Annotated in this window: 25 protein-coding genes; 9 read left to right on the plus strand and 16 right to left on the minus strand. The window is 43.7% G+C overall.

What is annotated here, in order from left to right; all coding sequences use genetic code 11:
- Nucleotides 1-78: 78 nt before the first annotated feature.
- The gene (locus AC19MV_RS15565) at nt 79-942 is read right to left on the minus strand and encodes a phospholipase A (protein ID WP_498299251.1); all 864 of its coding nucleotides are present in this window, start codon (nt 940-942) and stop codon (nt 79-81) included.
- A 272-nt stretch (nt 943-1,214) separates the two neighbouring features.
- Between AC19MV_RS15565 and cobA the strand changes: the two genes are divergently transcribed.
- From cobA to cysC, 5 genes are read left to right on the plus strand one after another with little or no spacing between them, the layout of a single operon-like run.
- Entirely contained in the window at nt 1,215-2,033 is an 819-nt protein-coding gene (gene cobA / locus AC19MV_RS15570) for a uroporphyrinogen-III C-methyltransferase (RefSeq protein ID WP_498308700.1), read from the plus strand.
- 54 nt (nt 2,034-2,087) lie between these two features.
- The gene (cysD, locus tag AC19MV_RS15575) at nt 2,088-2,996 is read left to right on the plus strand and encodes a sulfate adenylyltransferase subunit CysD (protein WP_432402552.1); all 909 of its coding nucleotides are present in this window, start codon (nt 2,088-2,090) and stop codon (nt 2,994-2,996) included.
- 48 nt (nt 2,997-3,044) lie between these two features.
- Nucleotides 3,045-4,487, plus strand: a complete 1,443-nt coding sequence (gene cysN, locus AC19MV_RS15580; RefSeq protein WP_498308781.1) for a sulfate adenylyltransferase subunit CysN — start codon at nt 3,045-3,047, stop codon at nt 4,485-4,487.
- A 3-nt stretch (nt 4,488-4,490) separates the two neighbouring features.
- Complete coding sequence (locus AC19MV_RS15585; protein WP_498308701.1) at nt 4,491-6,215, plus strand: SLC13 family permease; 1,725 nt, start codon at nt 4,491-4,493, stop codon at nt 6,213-6,215.
- A 45-nt stretch (nt 6,216-6,260) separates the two neighbouring features.
- Complete coding sequence (gene cysC, locus AC19MV_RS15590; protein ID WP_432402548.1) at nt 6,261-6,884, plus strand: adenylyl-sulfate kinase; 624 nt, start codon at nt 6,261-6,263, stop codon at nt 6,882-6,884.
- An 85-nt stretch (nt 6,885-6,969) separates the two neighbouring features.
- On the opposite strand, the gene AC19MV_RS15595 is transcribed toward cysC, so the two are convergent.
- From AC19MV_RS15595 to yjjX, 6 genes are all read right to left on the minus strand, one after another.
- Nucleotides 6,970-8,151 (minus strand): membrane dipeptidase, encoded by a 1,182-nt coding sequence (locus tag AC19MV_RS15595; RefSeq protein WP_498308702.1) that lies wholly within the window; start codon nt 8,149-8,151, stop codon nt 6,970-6,972.
- A gap of 39 nt (nt 8,152-8,190) precedes the next feature.
- A complete protein-coding gene (gene csdE, locus AC19MV_RS15600) occupies nt 8,191-8,652 on the minus strand; it encodes a cysteine desulfurase sulfur acceptor subunit CsdE (protein WP_498299218.1) in 462 nt (153 codons plus the stop codon).
- Nucleotides 8,653-8,689: 37 nt separating this feature from the next.
- On the minus strand, nt 8,690-9,949 hold the full coding sequence (locus tag AC19MV_RS15605) for an aminotransferase class V-fold PLP-dependent enzyme (RefSeq protein ID WP_498308703.1): 1,260 nt from the start codon (nt 9,947-9,949) through the stop codon (nt 8,690-8,692).
- Between the two features lie 124 nt (nt 9,950-10,073).
- Nucleotides 10,074-11,114, minus strand: a complete 1,041-nt coding sequence (locus AC19MV_RS15610) for an NADP(H)-dependent aldo-keto reductase (RefSeq protein ID WP_432402536.1) — start codon at nt 11,112-11,114, stop codon at nt 10,074-10,076.
- Between the two features lie 146 nt (nt 11,115-11,260).
- A complete protein-coding gene (locus AC19MV_RS15615; protein ID WP_498308704.1) occupies nt 11,261-11,773 on the minus strand; it encodes a GNAT family N-acetyltransferase in 513 nt (170 codons plus the stop codon).
- Entirely contained in the window at nt 11,757-12,329 is a 573-nt protein-coding gene (yjjX, locus tag AC19MV_RS15620) for an inosine/xanthosine triphosphatase (RefSeq protein ID WP_498308705.1), read from the minus strand. Before yjjX ends, AC19MV_RS15615 begins: the two co-directional genes overlap by 17 nt.
- 280 nt (nt 12,330-12,609) lie before the next feature.
- Here yjjX and AC19MV_RS15625 point away from each other — a divergent pair, with 280 nt between their 5' ends.
- Both AC19MV_RS15625 and AC19MV_RS15630 read left to right on the plus strand, forming a co-directional pair.
- Nucleotides 12,610-13,413, plus strand: a complete 804-nt coding sequence (locus AC19MV_RS15625) for a DUF4097 family beta strand repeat-containing protein (RefSeq protein WP_498308707.1) — start codon at nt 12,610-12,612, stop codon at nt 13,411-13,413.
- A 398-nt stretch (nt 13,414-13,811) separates the two neighbouring features.
- Complete coding sequence (locus AC19MV_RS15630; RefSeq protein ID WP_498308709.1) at nt 13,812-14,600, plus strand: ribonuclease H1 domain-containing protein; 789 nt, start codon at nt 13,812-13,814, stop codon at nt 14,598-14,600.
- A gap of 67 nt (nt 14,601-14,667) precedes the next feature.
- On the opposite strand, the gene pepN is transcribed toward AC19MV_RS15630, so the two are convergent.
- The 6 genes from pepN to AC19MV_RS15660 all read right to left on the minus strand — a co-directional run bounded on the left by pepN (nt 14,668) and on the right by AC19MV_RS15660 (nt 21,226).
- Entirely contained in the window at nt 14,668-17,331 is a 2,664-nt protein-coding gene (gene pepN, locus AC19MV_RS15635) for an aminopeptidase N (protein ID WP_498308711.1), read from the minus strand.
- 77 nt (nt 17,332-17,408) lie between these two features.
- Nucleotides 17,409-18,002 carry a penicillin-binding protein activator LpoB gene (gene lpoB, locus AC19MV_RS15640; RefSeq protein WP_188958353.1) on the minus strand — a complete coding sequence of 198 codons (594 nt, stop codon included), beginning with the start codon at nt 18,000-18,002 and terminating at the stop codon, nt 17,409-17,411.
- 48 nt (nt 18,003-18,050) lie between these two features.
- Entirely contained in the window at nt 18,051-19,421 is a 1,371-nt protein-coding gene (locus AC19MV_RS15645) for a COG3014 family protein (protein ID WP_498308712.1), read from the minus strand.
- Nucleotides 19,415-19,927 (minus strand): peptide deformylase, encoded by a 513-nt coding sequence (gene def, locus AC19MV_RS15650; protein WP_498308714.1) that lies wholly within the window; start codon nt 19,925-19,927, stop codon nt 19,415-19,417. Before def ends, AC19MV_RS15645 begins: the two co-directional genes overlap by 7 nt.
- A gap of 93 nt (nt 19,928-20,020) precedes the next feature.
- Nucleotides 20,021-20,233 (minus strand): SlyX family protein, encoded by a 213-nt coding sequence (locus AC19MV_RS15655; RefSeq protein ID WP_432402520.1) that lies wholly within the window; start codon nt 20,231-20,233, stop codon nt 20,021-20,023.
- Between the two features lie 21 nt (nt 20,234-20,254).
- A complete protein-coding gene (locus tag AC19MV_RS15660) occupies nt 20,255-21,226 on the minus strand; it encodes a WD40 repeat domain-containing protein (protein ID WP_498308716.1) in 972 nt (323 codons plus the stop codon).
- 167 nt (nt 21,227-21,393) lie between these two features.
- Here AC19MV_RS15660 and fkpA point away from each other — a divergent pair, with 167 nt between their 5' ends.
- Nucleotides 21,394-22,152, plus strand: a complete 759-nt coding sequence (fkpA, locus tag AC19MV_RS15665; protein WP_498308718.1) for an FKBP-type peptidyl-prolyl cis-trans isomerase — start codon at nt 21,394-21,396, stop codon at nt 22,150-22,152.
- A gap of 338 nt (nt 22,153-22,490) precedes the next feature.
- Here the strand turns inward: fkpA and AC19MV_RS15670 are convergent, their stop codons facing one another.
- Nucleotides 22,491-23,456, minus strand: a complete 966-nt coding sequence (locus AC19MV_RS15670) for a zinc transporter ZntB (protein ID WP_432402514.1) — start codon at nt 23,454-23,456, stop codon at nt 22,491-22,493.
- A gap of 200 nt (nt 23,457-23,656) precedes the next feature.
- On the opposite strand from AC19MV_RS15670, the gene AC19MV_RS15675 reads away from it, so the two are divergent.
- The gene (locus AC19MV_RS15675) at nt 23,657-24,028 is read left to right on the plus strand and encodes a YacL family protein (protein ID WP_432402512.1); all 372 of its coding nucleotides are present in this window, start codon (nt 23,657-23,659) and stop codon (nt 24,026-24,028) included.
- A 91-nt stretch (nt 24,029-24,119) separates the two neighbouring features.
- Here AC19MV_RS15675 and AC19MV_RS15680 read toward each other — a convergent pair whose 3' ends face one another.
- A complete protein-coding gene (locus tag AC19MV_RS15680; protein ID WP_432402510.1) occupies nt 24,120-24,749 on the minus strand; it encodes a response regulator in 630 nt (209 codons plus the stop codon).
- The gene (gene narQ, locus AC19MV_RS15685) at nt 24,742-26,460 is read right to left on the minus strand and encodes a nitrate/nitrite two-component system sensor histidine kinase NarQ (RefSeq protein ID WP_498308720.1); all 1,719 of its coding nucleotides are present in this window, start codon (nt 26,458-26,460) and stop codon (nt 24,742-24,744) included. The genes AC19MV_RS15680 and narQ overlap by 8 nt, the downstream gene beginning before the upstream one ends.
- Nucleotides 26,461-26,689: the final 229 nt, after the last annotated feature.

Genomic DNA, 26,689 nt, shown 5'->3' on the forward strand with positions numbered 1-26,689 from the left:
AAAACCAGCCTCAACAAGCAAATAAAAAGGTGACCTAATGAGGTCACCTTTTTTGTCTTTAACCTGAATTCAGGTGAGTTATAAAATATCGTTTAACGCAATACCAATACCAAAACGTTGATTATGATGGTTGTAGTCGATAAGGCTTTCGCCGTAACCATTAAAGTATTGAGTATATATTCGCAGATTACCGATAATCGGATAACTCCAGGTTAACTCGACTGCACCACGATTTGGCGATTCAAAGTTATTACGCAGTAACATCGTAAAACGATGCTCATCTAGGCCATACACACCCGTGAGCTCAAAGTTACCCATGTAGTCGTTAATATCGGGGTTATCATCGCCATCAGCTGAGTTAGGCATTTCTTTCTCGTCTTCGGGAATACGCCACCAGACTTTTAATCCTAGCGCGAATGGGCCTTTATCAAATACGGCACTGCCGTAAATGCGGTTCCAGCTGCGCGATAATTCAGTCGTTTGGCCGTTAGATTGATGCACTGCACCAAATCCTAAAAATGAGTTAGTAAAGCCACCAATTTTCCAGTCGTTGTTAAACAGCATAAACACTTCAGGTTCGTGGTTAGTTTCACGAAACGGCGACGAAGCATCTTGGTTGTACACTTGCCAATAGGACTGATTAGTATAAGCAAAGAATAAATGGCCGTTGTCGCCAAACACGTTATACCAAACCGGAAACTTAAAACTGATTTGAAACTTAGCTTCTAACTTATCAATGTTAATGTCGTCGTCGGGGTATTTCGCTTCAAATGGTGCAGGGTTCGTTCTGGTTTGATACGTAACCGGCAGCAAGTAGTTAGCTTTATGCGGCGTGAGCACAAAAGGCTTTTCTGAGGTAGCAAGTTCTCTTTTAACACGTTCTTCTACTAGTGAATCTTCAGCCAATGCGCTATTGATACTGCCAAGCATTAACAGTGACATTCCAAGGTATTGCGTGCTTTTTTTCATTGCATTATCCATTAGCAAAATAGTCAGTATGAATTCTTTGATACACATTGTTATCAATTGTGCAGCTTTTGTCGAACAAAGTTCGTTTTTGTGTGCTTATCGGGGTAGCTTATACGTTTTGGTGTCGTAAATAGATTAATTTACGGCTTATTCTTTTTGGTTATAAAAACTAACTTTTTACTATTGTATATGGAATATAGAAACCGCTATATTTGAACATAGTAAATTATCTTGAGGTAGATGTGATGGAATTAGTATCGATGCCGGGTCAGAAGGCCAAAGGCAAAGTATGGTTAGTTGGCGCAGGTCCTGGTGACGTTGAGCTATTAACCCTAAAAGCCTATCGCATTCTTAAAAACGCTGATGCAGTGCTATATGACGCATTGGTGAGCCAGGATATTTTAGATCTTATTCCCAACAGCGCTGAAAAAATTGCCGTAGGTAAGCGCGCGGGTAAACACAGTGCCGCCCAAGATGAAATTAATCAGCTATTAGTGACAAAAGCGTATACCCGTAAAAACGTAGTGCGTTTAAAAGGTGGCGACCCATTTATTTTTGGCCGTGGTGGCGAAGAGCTACAAACATTAGTGGCATCAGGCATTGCCTTTGAAGTTGTACCGGGCATTACCGCTGCCAGCGGTACATCTGCTTATGCCGGTATCCCGTTAACACATCGTGATTATGCCCAAGGTGTCACGTTTATTACCGGGCATTGCCAGTTAGCCAGTCGCCCAATGGATTGGCAAGGTTATGCCAATCCTAACAATACCCTGGTGGTTTATATGGGGATTTTAAATGCCAATATTATTAGCGAAGGGCTCATTGGCGCAGGTAGAAGCGCTGATACACCTATGGCTATCGTGTCAAAAGCCACGACATCATCGCAACAGCGCTTTATTGGTAAATTAGGCGAGCTTGCACAGTTAGCAGCCGATCCCGCATTACACATGCCAGCATTAATGATCATTGGCGAAGTGGTTGAGTTAGCAGACACTTTACACTGGTTTGAGCCCAACACTGAACAACATGTAATCGATTTAGAGGCTGCAGCCAAAGCGCTGTAGTCACACAATTTTAACCCGCTGTGTAGACAGCATATTAGGTAATGGAGAATCATCATGGCAGGCCGTTCGTTAAGCCATTTACAACAACTGGAAGCTGAAAGCATCCAGATCATCCGCGAAGTTGCCGCCGAGTTTGATAACCCTGTCATGATGTATTCGATAGGTAAAGATTCATCGGTGATGCTGCACCTTGCACGCAAAGCGTTTTATCCAGGCAAAATTCCATTCCCGTTGCTCCACGTCGATACCGGTTGGAAATTTAAAGAGATGATCGCTTTTCGTGATGCCCAAGCTAAGGCGTTTGGTTTTGAGTTATTGACTCATACAAACCAAGAGGGTGTTGAGCAAGGTGTTGGACCCTTTACCCATGGAAGTGCTAAACACACTGACATCATGAAAACCCAGTCTTTAAAGCAAGCGTTAAACAAATACGGTTTTGATGCTGCTTTTGGTGGCGCCCGTCGCGATGAAGAAAAGTCTCGCGCTAAAGAACGTGTGTATTCGTTCCGTGATAAACACCATCGTTGGGACCCTAAAAACCAACGTCCAGAATTATGGCGCACTTATAACGGCGCGGTAAACAAAGGCGAAAGCATTCGTGTATTCCCATTGTCTAACTGGACTGAGTTGGATATTTGGCAATATATCTATCAAGAAAACATTGAAATTGTACCGTTATATTTTGCCGCACCTCGCACTGTCGTGAATAAAGGCGGACAGCTCATCATGAAAGATGATGACCGTATGCCTGTAGAAGCGGGTGATGTTGAGTCTGTTGAGCGCGTGCGTTTTAGAACCTTAGGGTGTTATCCGTTAACAGCCGCGATGCCATCTGAAGCTGATACGTTAGAGAAAATTATTGAAGAGATGTTGCTTACTCGCTCAAGTGAACGACAAGGCCGCTTAATCGACTCGGACCAAAGTGCGTCGATGGAGCACAAGAAACGTCAAGGTTATTTCTAATTAACCCAGCGGACAACGCCACTAGACCTAATTTGAGTGAGAGATATGATGGATAAAGCAACAGCAAATACCGACCGCATGGCAGCAGAGATCCAGCTGCATGGTGTAAAAGAATACTTAGCCTTACAACAAAATAAAGGCTTATTACGCTTTTTAACGTGTGGCAGTGTTGATGATGGTAAAAGTACCTTAATTGGCCGTTTACTACATGACAGCGCCCAGATTTACGAAGACCAGCTAGCCAGTTTAAAAAATGACAGCGCTAAAATGGGCACCACAGGTGAAGCGATCGATTTAGCGTTATTAGTTGACGGCCTGCAAGCAGAGCGCGAGCAAGGCATTACGATTGATGTGGCTTATCGTTACTTTTCAAGCGAAAAGCGTAAGTTTATTATTTCAGATACGCCTGGCCATGAGCAATACACTCGTAACATGGCAACCGGCGCGTCGACATGCGACCTCGCTGTTATTTTGGTTGATGCGCGTTACGGTGTACAAACGCAAACTAAACGTCATGCGTTTATTGCTTCACTTCTTGGTTTGCGTCACTTTGTTGTCGCAGTAAACAAGATGGATTTAGTGGGTTTTGATCAAACTGTATTTGATAACATTCAGGCAGATTTTGCTGACTTCGTAAAAGACTTCGGCGACTTAGATATTCACTACGTGCCGTTATCAGCATTAAATGGCGACAACGTAGTTAACCGCAGCACGCAGTGTGATTGGTATCAAGGTGGTACCTTATTGGAACTACTTGAAACGATTGATACTCAGCGCGAGCTTAGCGAGTTACCGGTTCGTTTTCCTGTGCAGTATGTTTCTCGCCCTAACCTAGATTTTCGTGGTTTTGCAGGCACATTAGCTTCTGGTGTGCTTAATGTAGGTGATGAAGTTGTAGCACTTCCCTCAGGCAAGCGCAGCAAGATTGAACGCATTGTGACCTTTGATGGTGATTTGCAAGAGGCTGTAGCGGGTCAAGCTGTGACCATTACCCTTGAAGATGAAATTGATATCTCTCGTGGTGATTTGTTAGCTAAACCAGACAGTGCACCAGAAATGGCTAACCATATCGCGGCAGACTTAGTGTGGATGGATGAAAAGCCATTACAAATCGGTCAGTTATACGATGTAAAAGTGGCGGGTAAAAAGACTCAAGCTGTTGTCAGTGAAATCGAATATGTTACCGATGTAAATACCCTTGAGCGCAGTGCAGCGACTACGTTGAGCTTAAACACCATCGCGAGAGTTAAGTTAGATCTTACAGAATCGATTGTATTAGATGCATACAGCTTAGTGCGCGATACGGGCGGAATGATTTTAATCGACCGTTTATCAAATGCGACAGTCGCAGCCGTAATGGTTGTGAGTGGTCATCAAGGTGATAAGCAAACCAATACTGAATTTAGTGCATTTGAAATTGAGTTTAATGCGTTGGTCCGTAAGCATTATCCACACTGGAATGCCCGTGATATTAGCGTACTTGGAAAATAATTAATGAGCGAAATATGGTTGTTAGCGATTATCTTGTTAGCACTGGTCGGCGGGCTCCTTGCTGGGCTTGCCACTCCGGCCGCCATGTTTTTTTTCGCTTCATTATTGTGTTACATGCTCGGGTTGGTGGATTTAAGTGTCAGCCTGAGTAGTTTTACCAATAACGGCTTAATCACACTTGTGCTCTTGGTGCTTGCCGCCACAGCGCTCGAGAAAACCTCTTTGTTAGGTAAATTAAGCCAAGTGATTGGTAAAGGTTCGCTGTTTTCAACCCTAGCTAAACTCGGTGTCTCGACAGCATTGTTGTCATCGTTTACTAACAATACTGCCGTTGTGGCTTCGCTTATTGGTGTTGTGCGCCGAAACCAAGCACATGCACCATCTAAGCTGTTATTACCGTTAAACTATGCTGCCATTTTAGGTGGCACGTTAACGTTAATCGGTACCTCAACCAATCTTATTGTTAACTCATTTGTGGAAAATGCGGGCTTAAAGCCATTAGGTTTTTTTGAATTTTCACAGGTGGGTGCACTGTTGGTGGTGGGTGGATTAACTTTACTGACCATTCTCGCTAACTTTTTACCCGACAGACGCGAAGAGTCAGAAGACGAGGCATTGCCTTATTTGCTTGAAGCTCACGTGGCTAAAACCTCCACCTTGGTGGGTAATAGTGTTATCGATAACCGCTTACGTGCACTTAAAAAACTGTATTTAGTTGAATTAGAACGCAGTGGTATTCGCATTTGTCCTGTGCCACCACAAATGGTGTTGCAAGCAGATGATGTTTTGCGATTTAGTGGCGCGGTGGAGTCGGTCGAATTATTGCATCAATTTGATGGCTTAGAATGGTTTGGTAAGCAACACGCTAAAGGCCAAAATTTGGTGGAAGCGGTGTTAGCACCATCATCAAGTTTAGTGGGTACGAGCTTAAAAGACTCTCGATTTCGTGAAGTGTTTGACGCTGCAGTCATGGCGATTCGTCGTGGCAATATGCCGTTAAAGGGTGGCCTGGGTGACATCGTATTACAGCCTGGAGATGTATTGCTATTAACCCCAGGCGATCGTTTTTCAAAATGCCCCAATTTAACCACAGATTTTGCGGCCATTAGTGGTTTAGACCTCAGTGTCCGGTTAGATGAAAAACGCGGTAATTGGGTGTTAGCGGGATTTGCATTAACTATCTTAGCGAGCATTTTTGAAGTATTACCCTTAGCCAAAGGGTTAGTGTTATTACTGCTCAGCTATGTGGCGATTGGCGCGGTGACGTTAACTGAACTAAAACGACGCTTCCCGCTCGAGTTGGTGGTTATCGTCGGCAGTGCGTTAGGGTTAGCCAACCTAATGGTGACAACTGGCTTAGCAGACCAAATGGCTCAGGGCTTACTCAGTGTGTTTAGTGGTTACGGTGTATTTGCTGCTTTTGTTGGCGTGTATTTTATCACTTTGATTGTCACTGAACTGATAACCAACAATGCTGCTGCGGCGTTAGCATTCCCGGTCGCTTATGCGATAGCCATAAGCTTTGGTGTTGATCCTCGTCCATTTATTATGGCGGTAGTGTTCGGCGCAAGCGCGAGCTTTATTTCTCCTTACGGTTATCAAACTAACCTGATGGTATACAACGCGGGCAACTATAAACTCAGCGATTTTGTGCGTTTAGGTTTACCGTTATCAGTTTTGTATTCCGCCATAGTGTTAATGGCTGTACCGTATTTTTTCCCGTTTTAGTATGAGTTTTCGTGCGGTGTATATTGCCGTAGATCAGGAGCTGTTATGAGCAATATTGTTTGGCATCAACATTCGATAGACCAAGCCGCCCGAGGGGCGCAAAAAGGCCAAAACCCAGTGTTGTTATGGTTTACTGGTTTGTCTGGTTCTGGCAAGTCAACCCTTGCTGGCGCATTAGAGAGAGCGTTATTTGAGCATGGTTTTCATACCTATTTGTTAGACGGTGATAACGTTCGTCATGGCTTATGTAAAGACTTAGGTTTTAGCCTTGAAGACCGTGATGAAAACTTACGTCGTGTGGGCGAAGTATCTAAATTGATGGTTGATTCAGGCTTAGTGGTACTGTCTGCGTTTATCTCACCCACCCGCGAAGAGCGTGATCGCGTCCGTGCATTATTTCCACAAGGTCAATTTGTTGAAGTCCATGTTTCAACGCCATTGAGTGTGTGTGAGTCGCGAGATCCTAAAGGGTTATATGCTAAAGCGCGTAAAGGCGAAATTGCTAACTTTACCGGTATTTCATCACCATACGAAGTGCCTGAATCTGCTGAGTTAACCATAGACACCAGCAAAGGCGATCTTGGTACTCAAGTGAATGGCTTATTAGCTTATTTAAAAGCAATCGAAGTGTTAAATCCACCGAGACAAATTGCTGGTGCGGGGATTTAAGTCTCGAATGTAAACCTCATTGAACAAATAATGAAAAAGGGCTGAATAGTATTATTCAGCCCTTTTTTTATGTGAGTTTATTGGTTTATAGCAATACTTTTTTCATCACTCTTTGCCAGTTTCCACCCATAAAACGATCGCGATCAGATGATTTAAAGTGCGCTTTTTTGAGTGCGTCGTCGATGCGGCTCATGCGATCGATATGATTAAACTCTGGGATCACCACATGCTTAGGTTCTACATCAAAACCGAGTACGTTTCTACTCTGTAAACTGTGCCACCAGTCAAGGTACTCTTTTACCCCTTCGCTATTATTGTTGTTTAACGCTAATAAATTCTCTTGGCCCCGCAGTGGGAAATCATTGGCTATCGCCACGCAATCCACACCACCGATCTTGGCGACATATTCAAGCTGATCGATGTAATCTTCTATGGTTGGAGTGGGGTTGTTTGTTAGCCAAAAACTCATCATAAACACCCCAAATATACCGCCGCTGTCGCCTATTGCACGAATAACCTCGTCTGACGAGCAGCGCGCATGATTGACAAAGTGTCTAGCTGCGCCATGGCTTAGCACAATAGGTGATTGGCTAGCCTTGACGGTATCAAGCGCGGTTTGTTCGCTTGAGTGGCTAACATCAATCATAATGTTTCTTTGATTAAGCTCTGCGATTAGCTCAACACCCGCGGCGCTAAGAGGCTCGTTAAGGCCCTGGCTGCCATTGTTGTCTAATGCGCCACCTGCAAAACGATTACCGTAGTGATGGGTAAGCTGTAATACCCGCAACCCGTGTTGATGCAGTGAGTCTAGCTGTGGCCAAAGTGGAGGCTTGCCATTGGTTGAAATGCCATCGGCTTCAACACAATCAGCACCTTGGATTTGAAAGTACACTGCTGTGCGTTGTTGTGCCCGAGCCTTGTCGATATCGGCGCCTGTGAGGCCTTGCAAGTAAACGTCAGGGTTAGCATTAACTGAGCTTGCTGCTTGTTTAATGCTGTTAATGCAGGCTTGATAAGTGCGTTTATAGTTTTTGGTGCCATCGCTTTGCTCGATGGTTTCAATTGCAGAAATGTCAGCAATAAAAGCATCGAGTTTTGAGGCTTTAACATCATTGATGTCATTGGGTAAAAACGATAGCCCGTCAACATACAGACGGTGAGATTGAGCTCCCCATGCAGGAAGCGTACAAAGTGGACTTAATAATGTGGCTGCTCCAAGGCCTTTTATGATGTGGCGGCGTGTTGGGTTGCAGACTTTTAGGGTCATTATTATTCCTTAGTTGTGGCCGATATTGGCGGCACTTTTTTAGGTGACACTCTCTTTTGCATAACGTTTTATTGCTTCGGCTAATGCATTGAGGCCATTTGTTCGTGATGGACTTAACTGGCCACTAAGGCCTAAGCGATCAAAATAAGCTGATACTTCGAATTGGCTGATTTGTTCAGTGGTTTTACCCTGGGTTGCCACAAGTAAAATGGCAATCAGTCCTTTGACTATCCGCGCATCGCTGTCAGCGAGATAAAAATGCTGGCCGTTTTGTTGGTGATGGTATAACCAGGCCTGGCTTTCACAACCTTTAACTTGAGCATCAGCTTGCTTGAATTCATCGGCTAACGTCGGTAATTGTTTACCAAGTAGCATAATGTGACGATATTTGTCTTGCCAGTTTTTGGCTTGCTCTATCTGAGTGACTGCCGTTGATAGCTCTGCAGGTAACGAGATAAATAACTGACTTTCTGGTGTATTAGTTGCACTAATTTGGGTCATTAACTGTGTTGTCTCATAAAGCGCGTAGGTTGCCAAGTTATAACAGTAACTCTTTTACCGTAATTAACGCATGAATAAATTGATCTATATCTTGCTTATTAGTATAGATGCCAATTGAAGCGCGGCAGCAGCCGGCTAAATTAAGATCGCTCATCAGTGGCATTGCACAATGATGGCCGCAGCGAACGGCAACCGCCTGTTGGTCTAGTAATATGCCAACATCTTGGTGATGCTCATTAGCTACGTTAAACGCCACAGAGCCAATATTATTCTGCAGTGGATTATCTGCAATGCCGTACAAAGATATATCACCCAAACTAAGCAGTTGCTGTTGTAAATAACCCATTAACTGTTGCTCGTGGGCTTTAATGTGCTGGCGCGGTAGGCCCTGCAAAAATGTGATTGCAGCGCCTAAGCCTATGACTTCGGCAATGGCTGGTGTGCCCGCTTCAAGCCTGTTTGGCAACTCACCATATTCAGTACGATCAAAGCTAACGGTTTTGATCATCTCGCCGCCAGTGAGCATGGGGGTTAATGCATCTAGTTGTTCAAAGCGGCCGTATAAAATACCTACACCTGTAGGACCATACATTTTATGACCTGAAAACACATAAAAGTCGCAATCAATGTGTTGTACATCAATATCTAGATGAGCAATAGCTTGTGCGCCATCAACTAAGGTTAGTGCGCCGACGGTTTTGGCTTTTGCGACTAGCTCATTGACTGGGTTTAATGTGCCCAAGGCATTTGACACATGGCACAGGGCAACCACTTTAGGTTTTAGGGCTAATAATTGATCAAAAACGGTTATATCCAGTTGCGCGTCAGTTGTCAGCGGGATCGGTTTGATCACCGCGCCAGTGCGCTTTGCCAGTTCCTGCCAAGGAACAATATTGGCGTGGTGGGCTGCGGTATCAATTAATATCACATCATTAGCTTGTAGCTGCGCAGTTAAGCCGTATGCCACCATATTGATTGCTTCAGTCGTGCCATGAGTGAAGATAATTTCTTGCGGCTTTGCGGCATTAATAAAGTGGCCAACCTGCAGCCTTACCGCTTCATATTGGCTGGTTGCTCGAGCCGATAATTGGTGCGCTGCGCGATGAACATTGGCATTGTTGAGCTGATAATACTCATTCATTGCATCAATCACAGCCTGAGGTTTTTGGCTGGTTGCGGCAGTGTCTAAATAACATAAAGGATGATCGCCTAGGGTCTGCTTTAATGCCGGAAATTGATCGCGAATGGCAGGGTGATCAAATGGCGCTTGCGACGGCAATGGGGATATCGACTTCATGAATATGGGGTTCTTTATCAAAATAAAAGGCATCAAGATCTTCAGTGATCTTGATGCCTAATGCAAGGTTTGTCGGCAATTAGCATAATGTTACACGCTAGCCAATTAACCTAATGTATCGAGTTTACGGACAAGGAAAACGATACAGTGTTGATAGTTCATTAATCCTAACCATTAATTCCGTCGATAATGTCACTTTATGGCTGTCGATATTTTGTTTGAGCTGATGCAAGTCTGTTGCGCCAATAATGTTAGAGGCCACAAATTTACGGCTATTAACAAACGCTAAGGCCATTTCTGTTGGGGTTAAGCCAAACTCGCGCGCCAGGTCGATATAGGCCTGAGTGGCTTGTAATGCAACTTGTGTGCTGTTGTAACGAGCAAAACGTTTGTATACCGTTAAGCGCGCGCCTTCCGGCCATTGATCATTTTCATATTTACCCGTCAACATCCCAAATGCCAATGGCGAATAAGCCAGTAGTGGTACGTCTTCGCGGTGACTGATTTCAGACATGGCTATCTCATAACTGCGATTGAGTAAGTTATAAGGATTTTGCACACTGACAATACGCGGTAAATCGTGTTTTTCAGCCAATTTAAGGTATTTCATAAAGCCCCAAGGGGTTTCGTTCGAAATCCCAATATAACGGACTTTACCTTGTTTTATGACTTCAGCGAGGGCTTCGAGGGTGTCTAAAATAGGCGTGTAATGTTCATCTTCATCGTGCTCATACATCATTTCGCCAAAGAAATTGGTATTCCTGTCAGGCCAATGCACTTGGTATAAATCGATGGTGTCGATTTGTAACCGACTCAGTGAGTCATCAACAGCTTGATGTACATTGCGCCAGTCTAGGGCCATATTGTCGCGAATATAGTCGCCTTTACCCCCAGGCGCGGCGATTTTAGTGGCGATAACGAGCTCGTCACGATTACCTTGCGCTTTTAAGTAGCAACCTAAAATGCGTTCGGTTTCGCCTTGAGTTTCAGCTTTGGGTGGCACTGGATACATCTCAGCGGTATCAATAAAGTTAACGCCTTGGCCAATGGCATAGTCAAGTTGAGCGAAAGCTTGTGCTTGGGTATTTTGTTCACCCCAAGTCATCGTCCCAAGGCAAATTTTACTCACCTCAAGCGTAGAATGTCCGATACGTTGATATTCCATTACCTTCCTCCTATGGAATGTGCTTAATTTTAGGCTACCAAGCTTTTGCATCCGTGCAAAGCGCTATTAAACGGTTAGGAGAGGACTGCTTAAAAAACACTCTAAAGTAAGCTGGGTGGTAGGTAAATTAATGGCATGCTTTTTAGCTATAAGTCCATTATCATGGCGATTTCGCAGGCATCGTGACCGGTTTCGCCTAAATGCTGACAGTGTTTAAATCCTAATTTTTCATAGAGCGCTAAGGCTTCAACTAACACTGTTGTGGTTTCTAAATACATCGATTGATATTGCTGGTTTTTAGCAAACTCAATGCATTGCTGGGTAAGTTTTTTGGCCATGCCCTGGCCGCGGATGGCGCGGTTAAAATACATTTTTTGCAGTTCGCACACGCCAATATTCCCCGCAAGCGCTGCAACGCCGGCGCCGCCAACGACCTTACCTTGGTATTCAATCACCCAATATTGTGAGCCTTGTGCTTGATACACTTCACTTAAGCTGTCGAGGGTTTTATCAGCCACGCTAAAGCCTTTATCTGGGGTTAAGCCGTATTCTGCCGACACTTCACGGATAACCGCGGCTATTGCGGCATCATCTTGCGCTGTGAGTCTACGGATTATGGCATTGACGCTGTGGCTTGAAATACTAGAGTGTTGAGTCATTAAATAATTCCGCATTAATAAAAGGGGTCATGGCCAGTAGCAGCGCCTGGGTATAAATGCTTTCACGAGTGGCTAAACCTTGGGTCAGTAAGCCTATCGCGCCGCCTTTTTGTTTGATATTTTGGGTGCTAAACATTCGGTCCATCACATGGCCGAGTTCTTCGCCCGCGGCTAGAGCATCATATACGGTCGGCGGTAAGGGTAAGTTGGCGCTACGGCCGACCGATAAAGTGTCATTACTGATAATCGCCATATAAGCAAACGTGGCAGGGCCATGATCGAATTGGTCAACGCCGCCTTCCATTGCCACATAAAAGTCTGCAACTTGTGCCTGTTGTTGACAATAACGAGCACGATTAATGGCGCCTAGTTTGGTTTCTGCTTCGGTCATCGGTTGTTCTGCCACTTGCGAGGGTGCATGCATACCTTGGCAGCGCACAGTGCTGTTGGGGTAATACTGCGCTATGGCGTTTTTGGCAGCATTTATTTTTACTGGATTGGTAGAGCCGACAATGATATCGATGCAATGAAGATGGTCGTGTTGAATTGTTGTCATAAGTTGTCGTTATTCGTTGTTCAATATTTGTTATTCAATATTGGATTTATCGGGTAGTGATATTCACCACTTTGTGTTGTTTTAGGTGAAGTTTTAATTTTTTAGCTCAATGAGTATTATCATAAAATAATTATAAGCGATTTAAAACAACAGCTTACTTTTTTGGTATGAAACCTGCTTAGTGATAGCTATCAGGTGATGATATGTATTAGTCAGTTTGCGACTAACCTTGTGTATCAGCCTATTCTATTTCGAATCTCTTTTAAAAGGAATTTAACCTATGTCTATTCGTATTGCGACCATTAGCCTAACTGTAGGTTTAGTATTAGGTGCGACGATTTTTGGCGCGTCATACACTGAAGCTGAGTCGATATTCTCGTTAGCAGATTCTGCCGACGTGAATGCAGAACTAACACATACCCAACAAAAAATGACCCTAGACAGCCAATCACTAAACCAATTAGTGGCTAATACTGGCGCGGGTAAATTAACCGTTAAAGGGGTAGAGGGGCAAACAAACATTGAAGTCACGGCCGATATTTATACGGATAAAGACAGCGACGATGTTGAGATTGAATTAACCTTAAACAAACAAGGCGACAATGGCATGTTTGTTGCCGATATTCAGTCTGACGGTTTTATGGAGCAATCTCCTTTTATCGATGTGTTACTGACTGTACCAGCGGCTTTAGCGCTAGATATTACCGACGGTTCTGGCTCGATTAAGATAACTGATGTAGCGGCCGCCATTAAACTTAAAGACGGCTCCGGTAGCATTGTGATGGACCATGTCGGCGCAGTGACGCTGGCTGATGGTTCTGGTTCAATTAATATGAAAAATGTGACTGGTGATGTGACCTTGCAAGACGGTTCTGGCTCTATTAACATCTCACAAGTGCTAGGTGATATTGAGGTGAGCGATGGTTCTGGCTCGATTAATATCGATCAGGTTAACGGTAAAGTCACCATTAGTGATGGTTCTGGTGGCATTAATGTCAGTAATACTAAAGGACTTGAGATTGTGAGCGCAGGCTCTGGCGGGGTGAATCATCAGCATATAGATGGCCCAATTATCGTCAACTAGTCATATTGTGCGTTGTTGTTTTGATTGATTTGAATAAACAATCAGCAAAACCTGCCTATGTTGTAGGTTTTGTTTTAAAGCCAAAATTAATCGTGGCATGATGTGATACCATTCCGCATTAATAAGTGACCACTCAGAATGCATCCAGCGGTTTTTGATTAAGGCGTCGCTATGTAGTAATGGTTGTTCCCTTTCAAATAGCGAGAACGCAGAGCAAAAGGCGCTGGGGCATTCCTTTCAGGCGAGTTTTAAAAGGGCTTACACTGCGTTGCATGACTTCGAAAGAGAACAACTATTCATTCAGTCATACGCCTTGTTTAATCCCTTTTAAATTCTCGCTGAGAGATCATTTACTAACGCGGAATGGTATTGCATTGATTTGGCAAGGATAAACCACAATGGCAAAGAAGTATTATGTAGTTTGGGCAGGGCGCGAAACGGGTATTTTTACCAGCTGGGATGTGACCAAACGTTCCGTTGATAAGTTTCCTCAGGCTAAATACAAATCCTTTACCACTGAAGCTGAAGCGAAAGCGGCTTTTGCCAAGTCGCCGCACAGCAGTATTGGCAAGGCTTCCGCTAAATCATCGGACACGAAAACGACAAGCACTAAGGCGAAAGCGAGCAGCAGTACTGCAACCCAAGCGTCTAACAATGCGGTACTGTCGCAGTTTGATGTAGTGATTTACACCGATGGCGGTTGTGAGCCCAATCCGGGTAAAGCGGGTTCTGGTATTGCAGTATATCGTCAAGCTCAACTTGCCGAGCTATGGTATGGTTCATTCAACCCTAATGGCACCAACAATACCGCAGAGCTTAATGCATTACATCAAGCCTTATTGATGGCTAAAACGGCTTTAGATGCCGGGCATAGCGTGCAGATTATGAGTGACTCGCAATATTCTATTAAGTGCATTAGCGAGTGGGCTTACGGTTGGAAGTCAAAAGGCTGGACCCGCAAAGGTGGCGAAATCGCTAACCTAGATATTATTAAACAAGCGCATGAACTTTATGATGCGATTAAAGATAAGCTCACCATTCAACATGTTGCAGCCCATATCGGCATTGAAGGTAATGAGCTAGCCGACAGAATGTCAATCTATGCCATTGATCAACAGCACACCGCTTTTAGTCAATTTAAGCCACCATTGGATATCGGTAAAATATTAGCATTGCGTACAGGCTAATTTCACTAACAAAAAAGCCGGATTGCTCCGGCTTTTTACGTTTTAAAAGGCTGCTCAATTAAGGCTGTTAATTGAGCTTTTGCTTAATGCTCACACAACGCTGTTCTTGTTGGCGAGTTTCAAGCAGTGCGCGTCTGGCCAGTTTTGATAAACCGGTTTCGCTGTTTAATACCTGGCTAATTGCATCAATATTGCTTGAGCTGCAATCGGTTGGAATTAATTGCGCTGCAAAGCTGCGCATAAACACTGGCCCTTTATCGTCCATTAGCGCTAAGTTTGCAAAGCGTTGTTCGGCAGTGGCTGCACTCAATAGCTTTTGTTCGGCAGGATAAAGGTTATACATAGCAACGCGTACCTTTGAAAATGCCATGCTGTCGTTATGTTCAATGGTATTTAACCACTGGCGCTTAAGGGATGACTGTGGGCGGACAACTTCGGCTGCAATCGCGGCCTTTTCACCAGAGTCAGATTGATCAAGGTGCTTCTCTTTAGCCAAGAATGCTTGAGCATCCCCGTAATCATAACGGTTTAGCTGGCGGATCATGGCCCAGCGTAAGTCTTGATCTATGCTTAAGCCTTTAATGTGGCTCTTGCTTTGCAGTAACGATTGAATATGCTCAAGCGCATCGCCGTGGCTTGATAAGCTGATGTAGGCATCGAACCAACGACGTTGAAAATCACGGTTACGGTAGCTTTCCATGCTCATACGCAAACTCATTTGGCTAAGTGCTTTTGATATTTTGCTGTTATAACTGGCATGCATCGGCGCCATAAGGTCAAGGTAGTTTTTGGCTCGCTGCATGTTATCCAGCACTTGACCTAAAATGGTGTAATCTTTTTCGAGCGGCGCATTAATCAGGGCAATATTTAAGAATTGATCCAGTGATGTTTTACCGTCAATCACGCTGTCCCACATACTTTGCCATAACATCGAACGTAATAACGGATCGCTCACTTGGCTCAGTAATTGTTTGGCGGTCGTAAATGATTTTTGATCTAATTCGACTTTAACAAAACCCCAATCGTCGTAGTTTGGATAGGCTAAATCTGGGCAAATCTCGCCAATCAGTTCGTTAACTTCGGTATAAGCCCCTTTATAAGTTACCGCAATAGACTGCTGCATTTCTAAGCCATAACGTTGCTTGCTAAACAATCCAATTTGTACACGTTGTTCACGCAACGTAGGGTGTTGGCTGTCTTCTGCGGTTTGTATTATTGCAAATGAGTCTATTTGATTACCTTGGCAAGTGTATTGCGCCTTGATGGTGTTAACGCCTGCTGCGTATAGCCATTCTTTGGTCCATAGCGATAAATCGCGGCCACTGGCTTTGGCTAAACTGTTAATAAAATCGTTGAGTTCGGCATTTTGATAGCTGTATTGTTTTAAATATTGACTAACTCCACTGCGGAAGGTTTCTTCGCCTAAAAGATGTCGCAGCTGTTTAATGGTCGAGGCACCTTTTTGATAGGTGATGGCGTCAATATTATCAAATGCATTTTGGCTAGTGGCTACAGGCACTTCAATTGGGTGAGTGGTGACTAAGCTGTCTTGATGATATGCCGCTTGTTTACCAGAGGCATAAAAGGTGCGCCAAGCATGGCTAAACTCGGTGGCTTCGCTGGTGGCTAATGTGCCCATAAATGAGGCGAAACTTTCGTTTAACCATAAGCCGTTCCACCATTTCATGGTGACTAAATCACCAAACCATTGGTGAGCCATTTCATGCATGATAACCCCGGCTAAACGCTCTTTTTGTTCGGCGGTCATTTTGGCATTAAATAAGAAACGATCTTCTGAGAAGGTAATTGCGCCCGCATTTTCCATCGCGCCGTATAAAAAGTCTGGCACTAATACTTGATCGTACTTTTTGAACGGGTAAGCAATACCAAAATAGCGGTCAAAAAAGTCTAAACCTTGTTTGGTATAGGTAAACCAATCTTGTGGTGTAACTTGCTCGGCAACCGATTGACGCGAGAATAAGCGCATCGGATAGCGGCCTGAATTGTCTTCCCAGACTTTATAAGGGCCCGCATGCATCGAGAAGTTATATGGGCTTAATTTAGGCGTAACAGGGAAGTTCCACAGGTTGGTATCGCCTTGATCGACCACATTTGTTTCACGCATGGCGCTAATCACTTGCCAGTCTTTGGGCGCGTGTACATTAATTTGGTAGGTGGCTTTTAAGTCTGGCTGGTCAAACACGGCAAACATTTGTTGCGCGGCCGCGGGCTCAAAATGCGAGTATAAGTAAACTTTACTGTCTATTGGGTCAACAAAGCGATGTAAACCTTCGCCATTGGTGCTGTGCTCACGAGTAAACTCGACTGCAACAGTGTTGTTGCCGCTCACCAATAAACTTTGATTAATAACGATGTAAGCGCCGTTGTAGTTAGGGTATACCTTGGTGCCGTTAATGGTAAATTGTTTAATGTTGGCTTTATTGAGATCGAGCGTTAACGATTTAGGCACACTGCTTAGGTCAAAGTGTACTGTCGAGATGGCACTGAATTGACTGTGTTCACTTAAAAAGAAGGTCAAATCGTATTGTACATTTGATACCACATTGGCACGTGCTTGCGCTTGCACCTGGCTGATATAAGCCGAACCGTCACGTTGTAAAGATGAGGTTGAAAGTGAGCTACTGCAGCTGAACACGCTGGCACAACATAATGCAACAAAAGCGGTTTTAATAACCCGTGGACTAAACAATTCAGTGGATAACAATTTCACGTTAGTGTTCCTAACTTATTATTGGGTGTATGAAAAAGCCGACATCAATGTCGGCTTTATTGCTATGTGCTTGTGTATTACAAGCCTAAAAATGACTTCGATTTAACCTTACGAATTTCTTTTTCGTCAGACCATTCAATTAAGCCTGTTTCAAGATCCATTAAGCGCATGGTCATTTTGTAGTACACGTCTTTGGTGCTGCCATCTTGCTTAACGATGCTCGATAAGTTGCCGTATAACATATACTGCGCGCCAATTTGACGGCCAAATTTAATCGCGGTTGTTGGGTCTACCATGCCAGCATTATTTTGATAATCTAGCTGTTTACGCACAGTGTCGACTTTTGTCATGTCGATAAAACGGAACTTACCAGAACGGAGTAACTTGTTGCTAATCGTGTCGGTAACAGACTCGGTATCAATATGCTCAGAGGTTTTGTTTTTAATTTTATCGACAAATATAATCGGACGATTATTTTGGGTAATGACAACCACTGGTGGGAATGTCATCATGCTGTCGACCATTTTAGCAGCAATGTCTTGCAGATCAGTTGATCCAAAGTTTTCGTTAACAGTTTCTACTTCAGTAGCATCGCCGTATTCTACTTTAGATTGACAGGCGCTCAGCCCTATCACTGCGGCTAACACAAATATCAGTTTCAAGTTTTTCATAATAAATTCCATTGGTGATGAGTGACAGTTGATAAGGGTTATCATCTATTAGATGATTATCGAATAAAAACGGGTACGATTTCCAGTCTCTATTGCCCAAATTAATGTTGTACGGCTTGGTTTTACTTCAATTTTCACATTTTGGCTGTTATTTAAGCGAATATCGTAGTCGCCAGCATCGATAAATTGCTTTGCTATTTGAGCTTGGCGCGGCAAGGTTAACCAGCTTCTGCGGTCTGCTTGTTCGCTAATCACGTTAAAAATTTGCATCACAAGTGCGCCAGCATCAACTTGATTGTTGGCTCGTCGGCTACTACTTTGCACACTTTGATTTAATTCGTACTTGGCGTAAATCCTTGCTGCCTGGCGAAATAACGCTGCAGGTAGGTCTTCTTTTAAGGCATTAATCGCTAATGCGTCGATATTGGCAATGTTTTGCGCTTCTAGATTATCACCCAAGCCTTGAATTAGACTTGTCGTGGTTAATTGTCGTTGCGGTTGATATGTGGCGAGTGACGCACTTTGTATATTGCCATTAATCGGAAACGGTACAGTAATACTTTGTTTTTCTGGCACAAAGCTTCGCTCAACAATAAATACCACTTGGCCTTGACCAGCCGTTGGCATCACCGCATCGCCCCAACGTTGTTGAAACTCATCAAATTGAGGCATGGCCAATTGCTTGGCTAAGCGGACTAAATCTTGTTGCAAGTAACGATTGTCTGGGGTGATTTGCGCGGCTTTACGGTAATCAATAAATGCATCGTTTGGCTCGTTAGCCAGTTCGTGCAGTAAGCCGGTTATGTAGTAGCTATATGCATTTAAAAATGAACTGGTGACGCTCCCAGCAGATTGGCCCAATTGCGCCATTTGCGCATCGATGGTGCCATTCGCCATATTTTGTACTGACTTTTGCGATTTTTGATAACGCGCTTGCTCAATGCTTTGCAGCTCATTACTGCGGCGCACTTCGACTAATGCGCCTTGTGCATCACCACTAAATAAATAATTAAATGCTTGATACTGGTGCACCATAATGCGCTCATAACCTGGGCCGCGATAAGGTATGGCATTGTCGTTTAGTAATAAACTGCTTGCGCCAGAGCCGAGTTTGCTAGCACTAATAATCGCTTTGTCGTCAAAGGCTTGATATGCCGAAATCGCTTGTTGATAATAGGTTTTACTGCGCGCAAAATCGCCGGCAATTTGCATAATTCGTCCCGACTCTTGGGCATAGAGCAGGCCATCATTGCCGCTAATATTGTCAGCTAAATCGGTGATATTTGCCGCTGGAGAGTCACTACTCAACTGCTGCTTATACGGGGCGATTTGTGAGGGATAATTGACAAACACACTGTTATAAGCACAACCCGACAGCCCTACCATGAGTAAAAACGCTATAGAGAGTGATTTTAGCATGGCATCACCTCTGGTTGAGACGTCATTAAGTTAATGCGTTCAAGTAAAGTAATGCCTTGCAGGTGGTCATATTCATGCTGGAAAATACGCGCAACAAAACCGTTTAACACTTGTTGTTGCCATTGTCCGTCAAGTGATTGGTATTGCACTTCAATTTGGTTATGACGCAAAATACTTATGCGTTGCCCCGGGATGGATAAGCAGCCTTCAATGCCAGCTTCTGTGGCCGCTGAGGTTGATAATATCTTGGGGTTAACGATTACAGTTGGCGACATCACGGGGGCATCTGGATAGCGTTCATTTGGATTGGATGCCATGATAAACATTGCCGCTGGGCTAAACACTTGTGTGGCCGCTATACCGACACCGTTAGCTCTGAGCATGGTGCTAAGCATGCTATCGGCCAAAGTACGCAATTTATCATCAAACACCGTCACAGGCTCAGCCATCAGCGTGAGAATATCATCGCCTGTCGTGGCTATTGCGAGGTGTTGATTTAAGTTCATGTATGCCTGCTAATCGTTAAGGGGAGCAATGACAAGCTATTTACCAATGAGCCTAACCACACGTGTGTTGTCATGGTATTGAGTATGACGATATTAATAGTGCGGTGGCGGTGTTTCATCGGCTTGGGATGCCATATTACTCGGCTCCATAGCTTGCATTTTGTTGACCATTAATAGCATTTGCTGTTGTAGTCTGGCAACTAATGTATTGAGTTTAATCACTTCTTGATTAAGTTCTTCAATGGTGATGTCTTGAAAAGAAAGCTTCATTTCAAGGTCGTCAATCTTCTGCAAAACGTGCTCCATATGGGCCTCTATTTATCTCTGTTACTGCTGCCAATATTCAATTAAACCTTGGCTACTAATGCTGACAATGGTGCCTTGGGCTGTCATTGCGGCAGAGTATACTACAGCGCCTCTGTTTTGGGTGTTTTTACTCAGCTGAACTTGCCAGTGCCCTGAGGATTCACCAGAGTCAACTTGCCACAAAAAAATCTCTTTTGAGGGCGTACCTGTGAGCAGTTGTGTATCATTTTTGACAAAGCGTGCGGAGGAAAAGTTCATTTGGCGGCGAATAATATTTAGTTTACTCAACGGCTCACCAGAAGCTGATTGCCACACGGTAGCATTGCCGGTGATGTCAGCCGCAAAACTTAAGCTGCCACTGTCGTTGATGAGAACTTTGGTAATACGTGAACTTAATTGCCATTGCTTAATGGGTTGGCCGCTTTGGCTATTCCATAACATCACTTTGCCATCATTTCCGCCTGTTAGCGCCGTTTGACCATCGGCACTTATCGAGACGCTATTGACCTTTTCTTGATGACCTAAAAATTGAATTAAACGACTTTTTTGTGGCGATAGTGACATCACTGAACCATCAACAAGTCCCACTAATGTTTGGCCATTATCGGCGATAGCGACACTTTGAGCATACGAGGGCAGTGACCACCACCCGACTGAACTGCCATCATTTAAGCGCCAAATGGCTAATGAGCTACTGCTAATGGTCGCGGCAAAGGCATTGTTGGCTGATATTGCCGTATCGATGACATTACTGGTGTTATCTTGCTGACCTTGAAGCCATTGGTAGGACATGCTTGGGCCGGTTAAATCCCACACTTGTACCCCATTGTTGGCGGTGCTCACCAATGCTAATTGGCCGTCGGCAGACAAGCTCGCACTGTAACTGGCGTCAGTCGTGATCTCGACAACCTTGTTTGGTGCGGGTTGGCAACCTGATAAAAGCCATACGCACAGCCAAGTTGAGCAAAAAAACAGCATTGAAACCCGTGTCATGAACTTGCCCCTTGAATTATTGTCGTAAACCTTGTGATATAAGGTTGACCCAATGGTATAACCCCATTAACTAGTATAAAGTGGCAAGCGAACATGACCACTAAAACATCTCATAGTTAGAATGTATTAGGTTATTGTAACCACTAAAGGATGCTGAGGAAGCTTTAATGAAATCTATTTACAAATTATCGTTAGTTGCATTAGCTGTTGTTGGTTTGACTGCATGTAACCAAGAACAAGACGTAGCACAAAAGAAAGTAGAGTTAACAACTGACGCTCAAAAAGAAGCATACAGTGTGGGTGGTTCAATTGGTAAGTACATGTCTGGTCACATTAAAGAGCAAGAAGAGTTAGGTTTTGCTGTTGACCGTACTATGGTTATCAAAGGCTTTAGCGATGGCTTAGGCGAAGAAATGCAGTTGACCGAAGAAGAAATGCAAACTGTATTACAAGACCTAGACAAAAAGTTAAACGACAAGCGTTTAGAGCAAGCTGAAGCGTTAGCGGCTAAATCAGTTGCTGAAGGCAAAAAATTCTTAGAAGACAATAAAGCCAAAGAAGGCGTAACTACGACTGAATCTGGCCTTCAATACGAAGTATTAGAAGCGGGTAAAGGCGACAAACCTGCTGCAGAAGACACCGTTGAAGTACATTACCGTGGCACGTTAATTGACGGTACTGAGTTCGACAGTTCATATGCTCGTGGTGAAACGGCTAAGTTCCCATTAAACCGTGTTATTCCTGGTTGGACTGAAGGCGTACAGTTAATGCCTGTAGGCGCTAAGTATAAGTTTGTTATCCCTGCAGAACTTGCATATGGCGACCGCGATACTGGCACTATTCCAGCTAACTCAACATTGGTTTTCGAAGTTGAACTTGTGTCTGTAGAAAAAGCCGCTGCTGCTGCCGCTGCTGCGACCAAGTAATAGTGTGAATACATGCTGACTCGTGTTTGGTGTTAACGCCCAAATGATTGAGTTAATAACAAAAAGGACGCTAAGCGTCCTTTTTTATTGGGTGTAACTTGGTCGTTTTACCCAGATCAACGGCTAATAACCTAAGCCCGGGATAATAAACGCCTTTCAAACAGCCCTTTGCCCTGCTAACTGTGTTGAATCGACTTACAATAGGCTAGCTATTGACGCGTCAATTCGCCTTGTTAGCAGAACAAATGATAAGCTTGAAAGTTAGGAGGTGTAACATGCTGATTTTAAATAGCATAAGTTCATCCCTTATCCCGGGCTCAGGTTAATAAACCTAACGTTTACAGCCACTTTAAACGATAAAATAAATACATTTGCAAGGCGATAAGGCCAAATAAGCCACCGCAGAATGCGGCGAATGCCCAGTTAGTCTCTGCACCTGGAATACCACCAATGTTGACGCCGAGCAGGCCAGTTAAAAAGCCCAGTGGTAAAAATACGGCCGATATCAAAGATAAAAAGTACAGCCGTTGGTTCACCTGTTCTGATTGTTGCGATTGCAGTTCTTCTTGCGTCACACTGGCCCTGTCACGTATGGCATCAAGATCTTCAATCACTCGAATTAAGGTTTCATGGATTTCACGTAAACGGACTTTGTCATTATCGTCAAAGAGCTCGTTGGTTTCGTGTAACATCCGCGAAAAAGCTTCACGCTGTGGCGCTAGGTAACGACGAAGCACTACGGTTTGACGGCGAAGTTCGGCAATGTCGGTACGTAAGCTTTTATTGACTTTAGTCACCACGCGCTCTTCTAACTCGTCGAGTTGCTCCTCAAGTTTACCGATAAATTCAACTTTACGATGCGTTAAACGTTCACAAATGGCCATGATAAATGCAGCGGTATCGATAGGGCCTTTACCTTGGGAAATGGCATCTGCAATGTCGATAACCGATTGCAGCTGACGCTCGCAGGTTGAAATGATTTTATGCTCTTCGGCATAAATGCGTATCGCGACCATGTCTTCAGGATCTGAATTGGGATTTAAGTTCACTCCGCGCAGCGCTAACAACACCCCCTTGTTTGAGTTGACGACCCTAGGGCGAGTATCGGTGGCTAATAAGGTATCGGTTTCGACACGGTCGAGCCCCGAGTTAAGGATCCATTTACGGGCTTTAGGTTCACGATAGCGAAGGTGTAGCCACAATAAGCCATCCTGAGGCTGCCATTGAGCCACTTGCTCCTCGCTCAGAGACTGGCCTGCATTTGGCCCCGTTAACAGTAAGCTATAAATAAAACCAGTATTCATTGTTTATCATTCCAAGTGTTCGCTATCACAGCCATTAAGTTTGGCCCAGGTTTATTGGGTATATATATTGATTATAGCGAATGAAACCCTATATTTATCTAACATTTAATCTGATGTGGACTGATCCGACGACATTACAGGCAGCAGGTTTTGGTTTCTTCGGTTAAAATAGTGATAACGCTAATTACAGAGCAACAATAATGGAATATCAATTTCGTCGTAACCGTTTGGAAGGAACGGTTTTTGCTGAGTTTAGTATGGGGCATGAAGTATTAGGCCGCTGGTTTGCTGAAGATCTAGGTGACGATAACAGCCGAGCTAATAATATTTTGACTCAAATTATTTTAATTAAATCAGGCAGTAAAAATCAGTGGCGTCACGTCGGTGCTGACTTGACCATCGATATCGACACAGAACAGGTGCGAGTTTTTGCTAATGTCATCGATTTTGAAGAAGAGCATTATTTAGATGACGCAATGAATTTGTATGATGCGGAGTCGGAGTCGTATTGCGGTTTAGAAGACTTTGAGTCTGTATTGCAAAGCTGGCTTGCCTTTATTAATCAAAAATAAGAATACCCCACGCTCTGGTGTGGGGTATCGCCAATCGCAATGTTCATCAAAAGCGTGTTGACTGGGTGATTACTTTACAGCGTTTACTCGGCTAGTTATTAAGATAACGTACTGCCATTTCGGTGCGTGATTTGGCATTCGCTTTACGCAGTAAATTTTTTACATGCACTTTTACCGTGCCTTCACTGATGTGTAAGTCTTCAGAAATCATGCGATTACTTTTCCCTTCCGCAAGTTCCTGCAAAATTTGTAATTCACGTGGTGTGAGGCTTTCAATCCAGGTGTTGTCATCAGTAGCATTTTTTAGCTCGTAAAGATAAGCCTCAACTTCTTCGCTAATGACTCTATGGCCTAACATGGCTTTTTTGAGTTGCTCAAGTAATAAATCAGGCTCAGTGTCTTTAAGTAAATAACCATCAGCACCTGCACGAAGCAGTCTAATAACATCTTGCTTGGCGTCTGATACGGTTAAAATGACAATTCTCGCGGTAACCCCTTCTTGGCGCATGGCGTTAAGCGTGTCGAGGCCTGACATACCTTTCATATTTAAGTCGAGTAAAATGATATCGGGTTCATTGTCAGCAACGGCTGTGAGTGCTTCTAAGCCAGTGCCCGTTTCGCCAAAAAGTAAAAAATCACTGTCAGAGGTGACAAGCTGGCAAATGCCACGGCGTAACAGGGGATGATCATCTACAACAAGTACGGAATACGGCTTACCCATTTAAAGGCTCCTGTTGAGGTGGAAAACTGAGCGTAACGGTGGTGCCGCCATGCTGATTACTGTTGAACGACACTATGCCATCTAGTTTATTGGCTCGTTCATGCATAATACCGATACCAAAATGTTGGTCGCGTTCTTGTAAATGTGCAACACCAATACCGTCATCGCATATCGCTATGGTTATCATACCATTTTTTGTTAACTGACAATCTACCATTATATGAGACGGACTGGCGTGTTTTATTGCATTTAGCGTTGCTTCGCGTATCAATTGCAAAATATGAATATGTTGCTTTGCTTCCAGTAAATGAGCCGACAATTTGTAATTAAGCTTAATATCAACATCACTTTGTTGGCGCAATTGATCGAGCATGACCTCAATCGCCTGGCTTAAGTTGGGTTCTTTAATGGTTAATCTAAAGGTTGATAATAATTCACGTAATTGTACATACGCTGTACTCACGCCTTCATTGATCTCTATCAACTGCCCCTCAACTACTGGGCTGCGGCAGCTTTGATCTAAGCTTTTTCTAAGTAAACTGACCTGAATTTTTAAAAATGACAATAATTGCCCAATCGAATCATGTAACTCTCTGGCGATAACAGCACGTTCTTCCATTAACGCCAGTTGTTGGCGTTGTTCTGTTGCATTATGAATGGTGATAGAACGCGATAGCATCATGGCAAAATTTTCAAATAACTGACGGTTTAAGGGCTGACTTGATATGACGTCTAAATAGCCCAGTTTGGTTGCCTCAATCGTTAATGGAAACTGTACTGACTTTATGTTGTTTGCTTCATCTGGCCAGCCGCCTTCCGCTTTAATGACATCGCTTGAGTCATCTTCATGCTTAATCACTAACCTGAGAAAATCCAGGTTTTCAAAGCCTTTCAGTTGATTGATCGCAGATTGTAACGCTTTGTAGTCGAGTTTATCGGCATGGAGCATAACGAGGTTGTCATAGAGGAAACCAAGCTCGTTATTGGCTCGAGTCAGAGCTAGGGTTTTGTCGTTAACTTGACCTTCTAAATCTTCATACAAATCGGCTAACTCGGCCGCCGTTTTTTGCAATGCATTACCGAGCGCGGTGAGCTCTATATAACCCGTTTTAGGCATCTCTACTTTAAAGTTACCCTTAGAGATTGTGGCCGCGCTGTCCATTAATAATTGCAACGGTTTAACAACTCGTTTACGCGTAAATAGTACCGAAATAAATGCAATCACAAGCAAAATCACTAAGCCAATAATTTGGCCAATAACCAGTAGTTTTAGCTTAAATGCCGCAAACAATTCCATCTTCAATACTAACGTATCAATGGTATCGACAAAGTCTTTTAATGCGACTGAATAAAGGCGTGCATTGCCTTCTTCAATGTAGGTTTTCATCACCTGCCATTTGTCGATAACCAACAAATATTGTTCGCTCAATTCTTGTGGGCTGTACCAGGCAAGCGTTCTTTTTAGTGCATCAGAATTAAGGGTATTTTCAAATTCGATAATTTTTTCATCGGTGTTGATGCTGCCGGCATTGGTAAAGAGCAATAAACGGTAACTTTGCATGCGCATTGAGCCAGAAGCATTAATCCCTTTCGCATCGTCTAGACTAAAAGTTAAGTTAACGATGGAAAACACTGCTAAGCTTGATGACAATAAAATCAGCAACAGCATTAAGCTTAAAATGGTGGAGGTAAGACTGCCTCGAGTGAACATAAAATCCTACTTAACATGACGAAAAAATGGAATATAGATCAGACAAAAATAGGGTTTTAACCCTTATCTAATCGTGTGTTCTACATTAGGTGTGTCTGCATTACATTAACCATTTTACAGAAATGTGAGATACATCCTGTTTACATGTTGATCTGGCGCAAACTTTCACCTCTATACCCCATTAGGGGTATGTCTAAGTTCGAGGTTAATGGCTACTTTTGTTAGTGGA

It is taken from the genome of Shewanella sp. MF05913, from assembly GCF_059758095.1.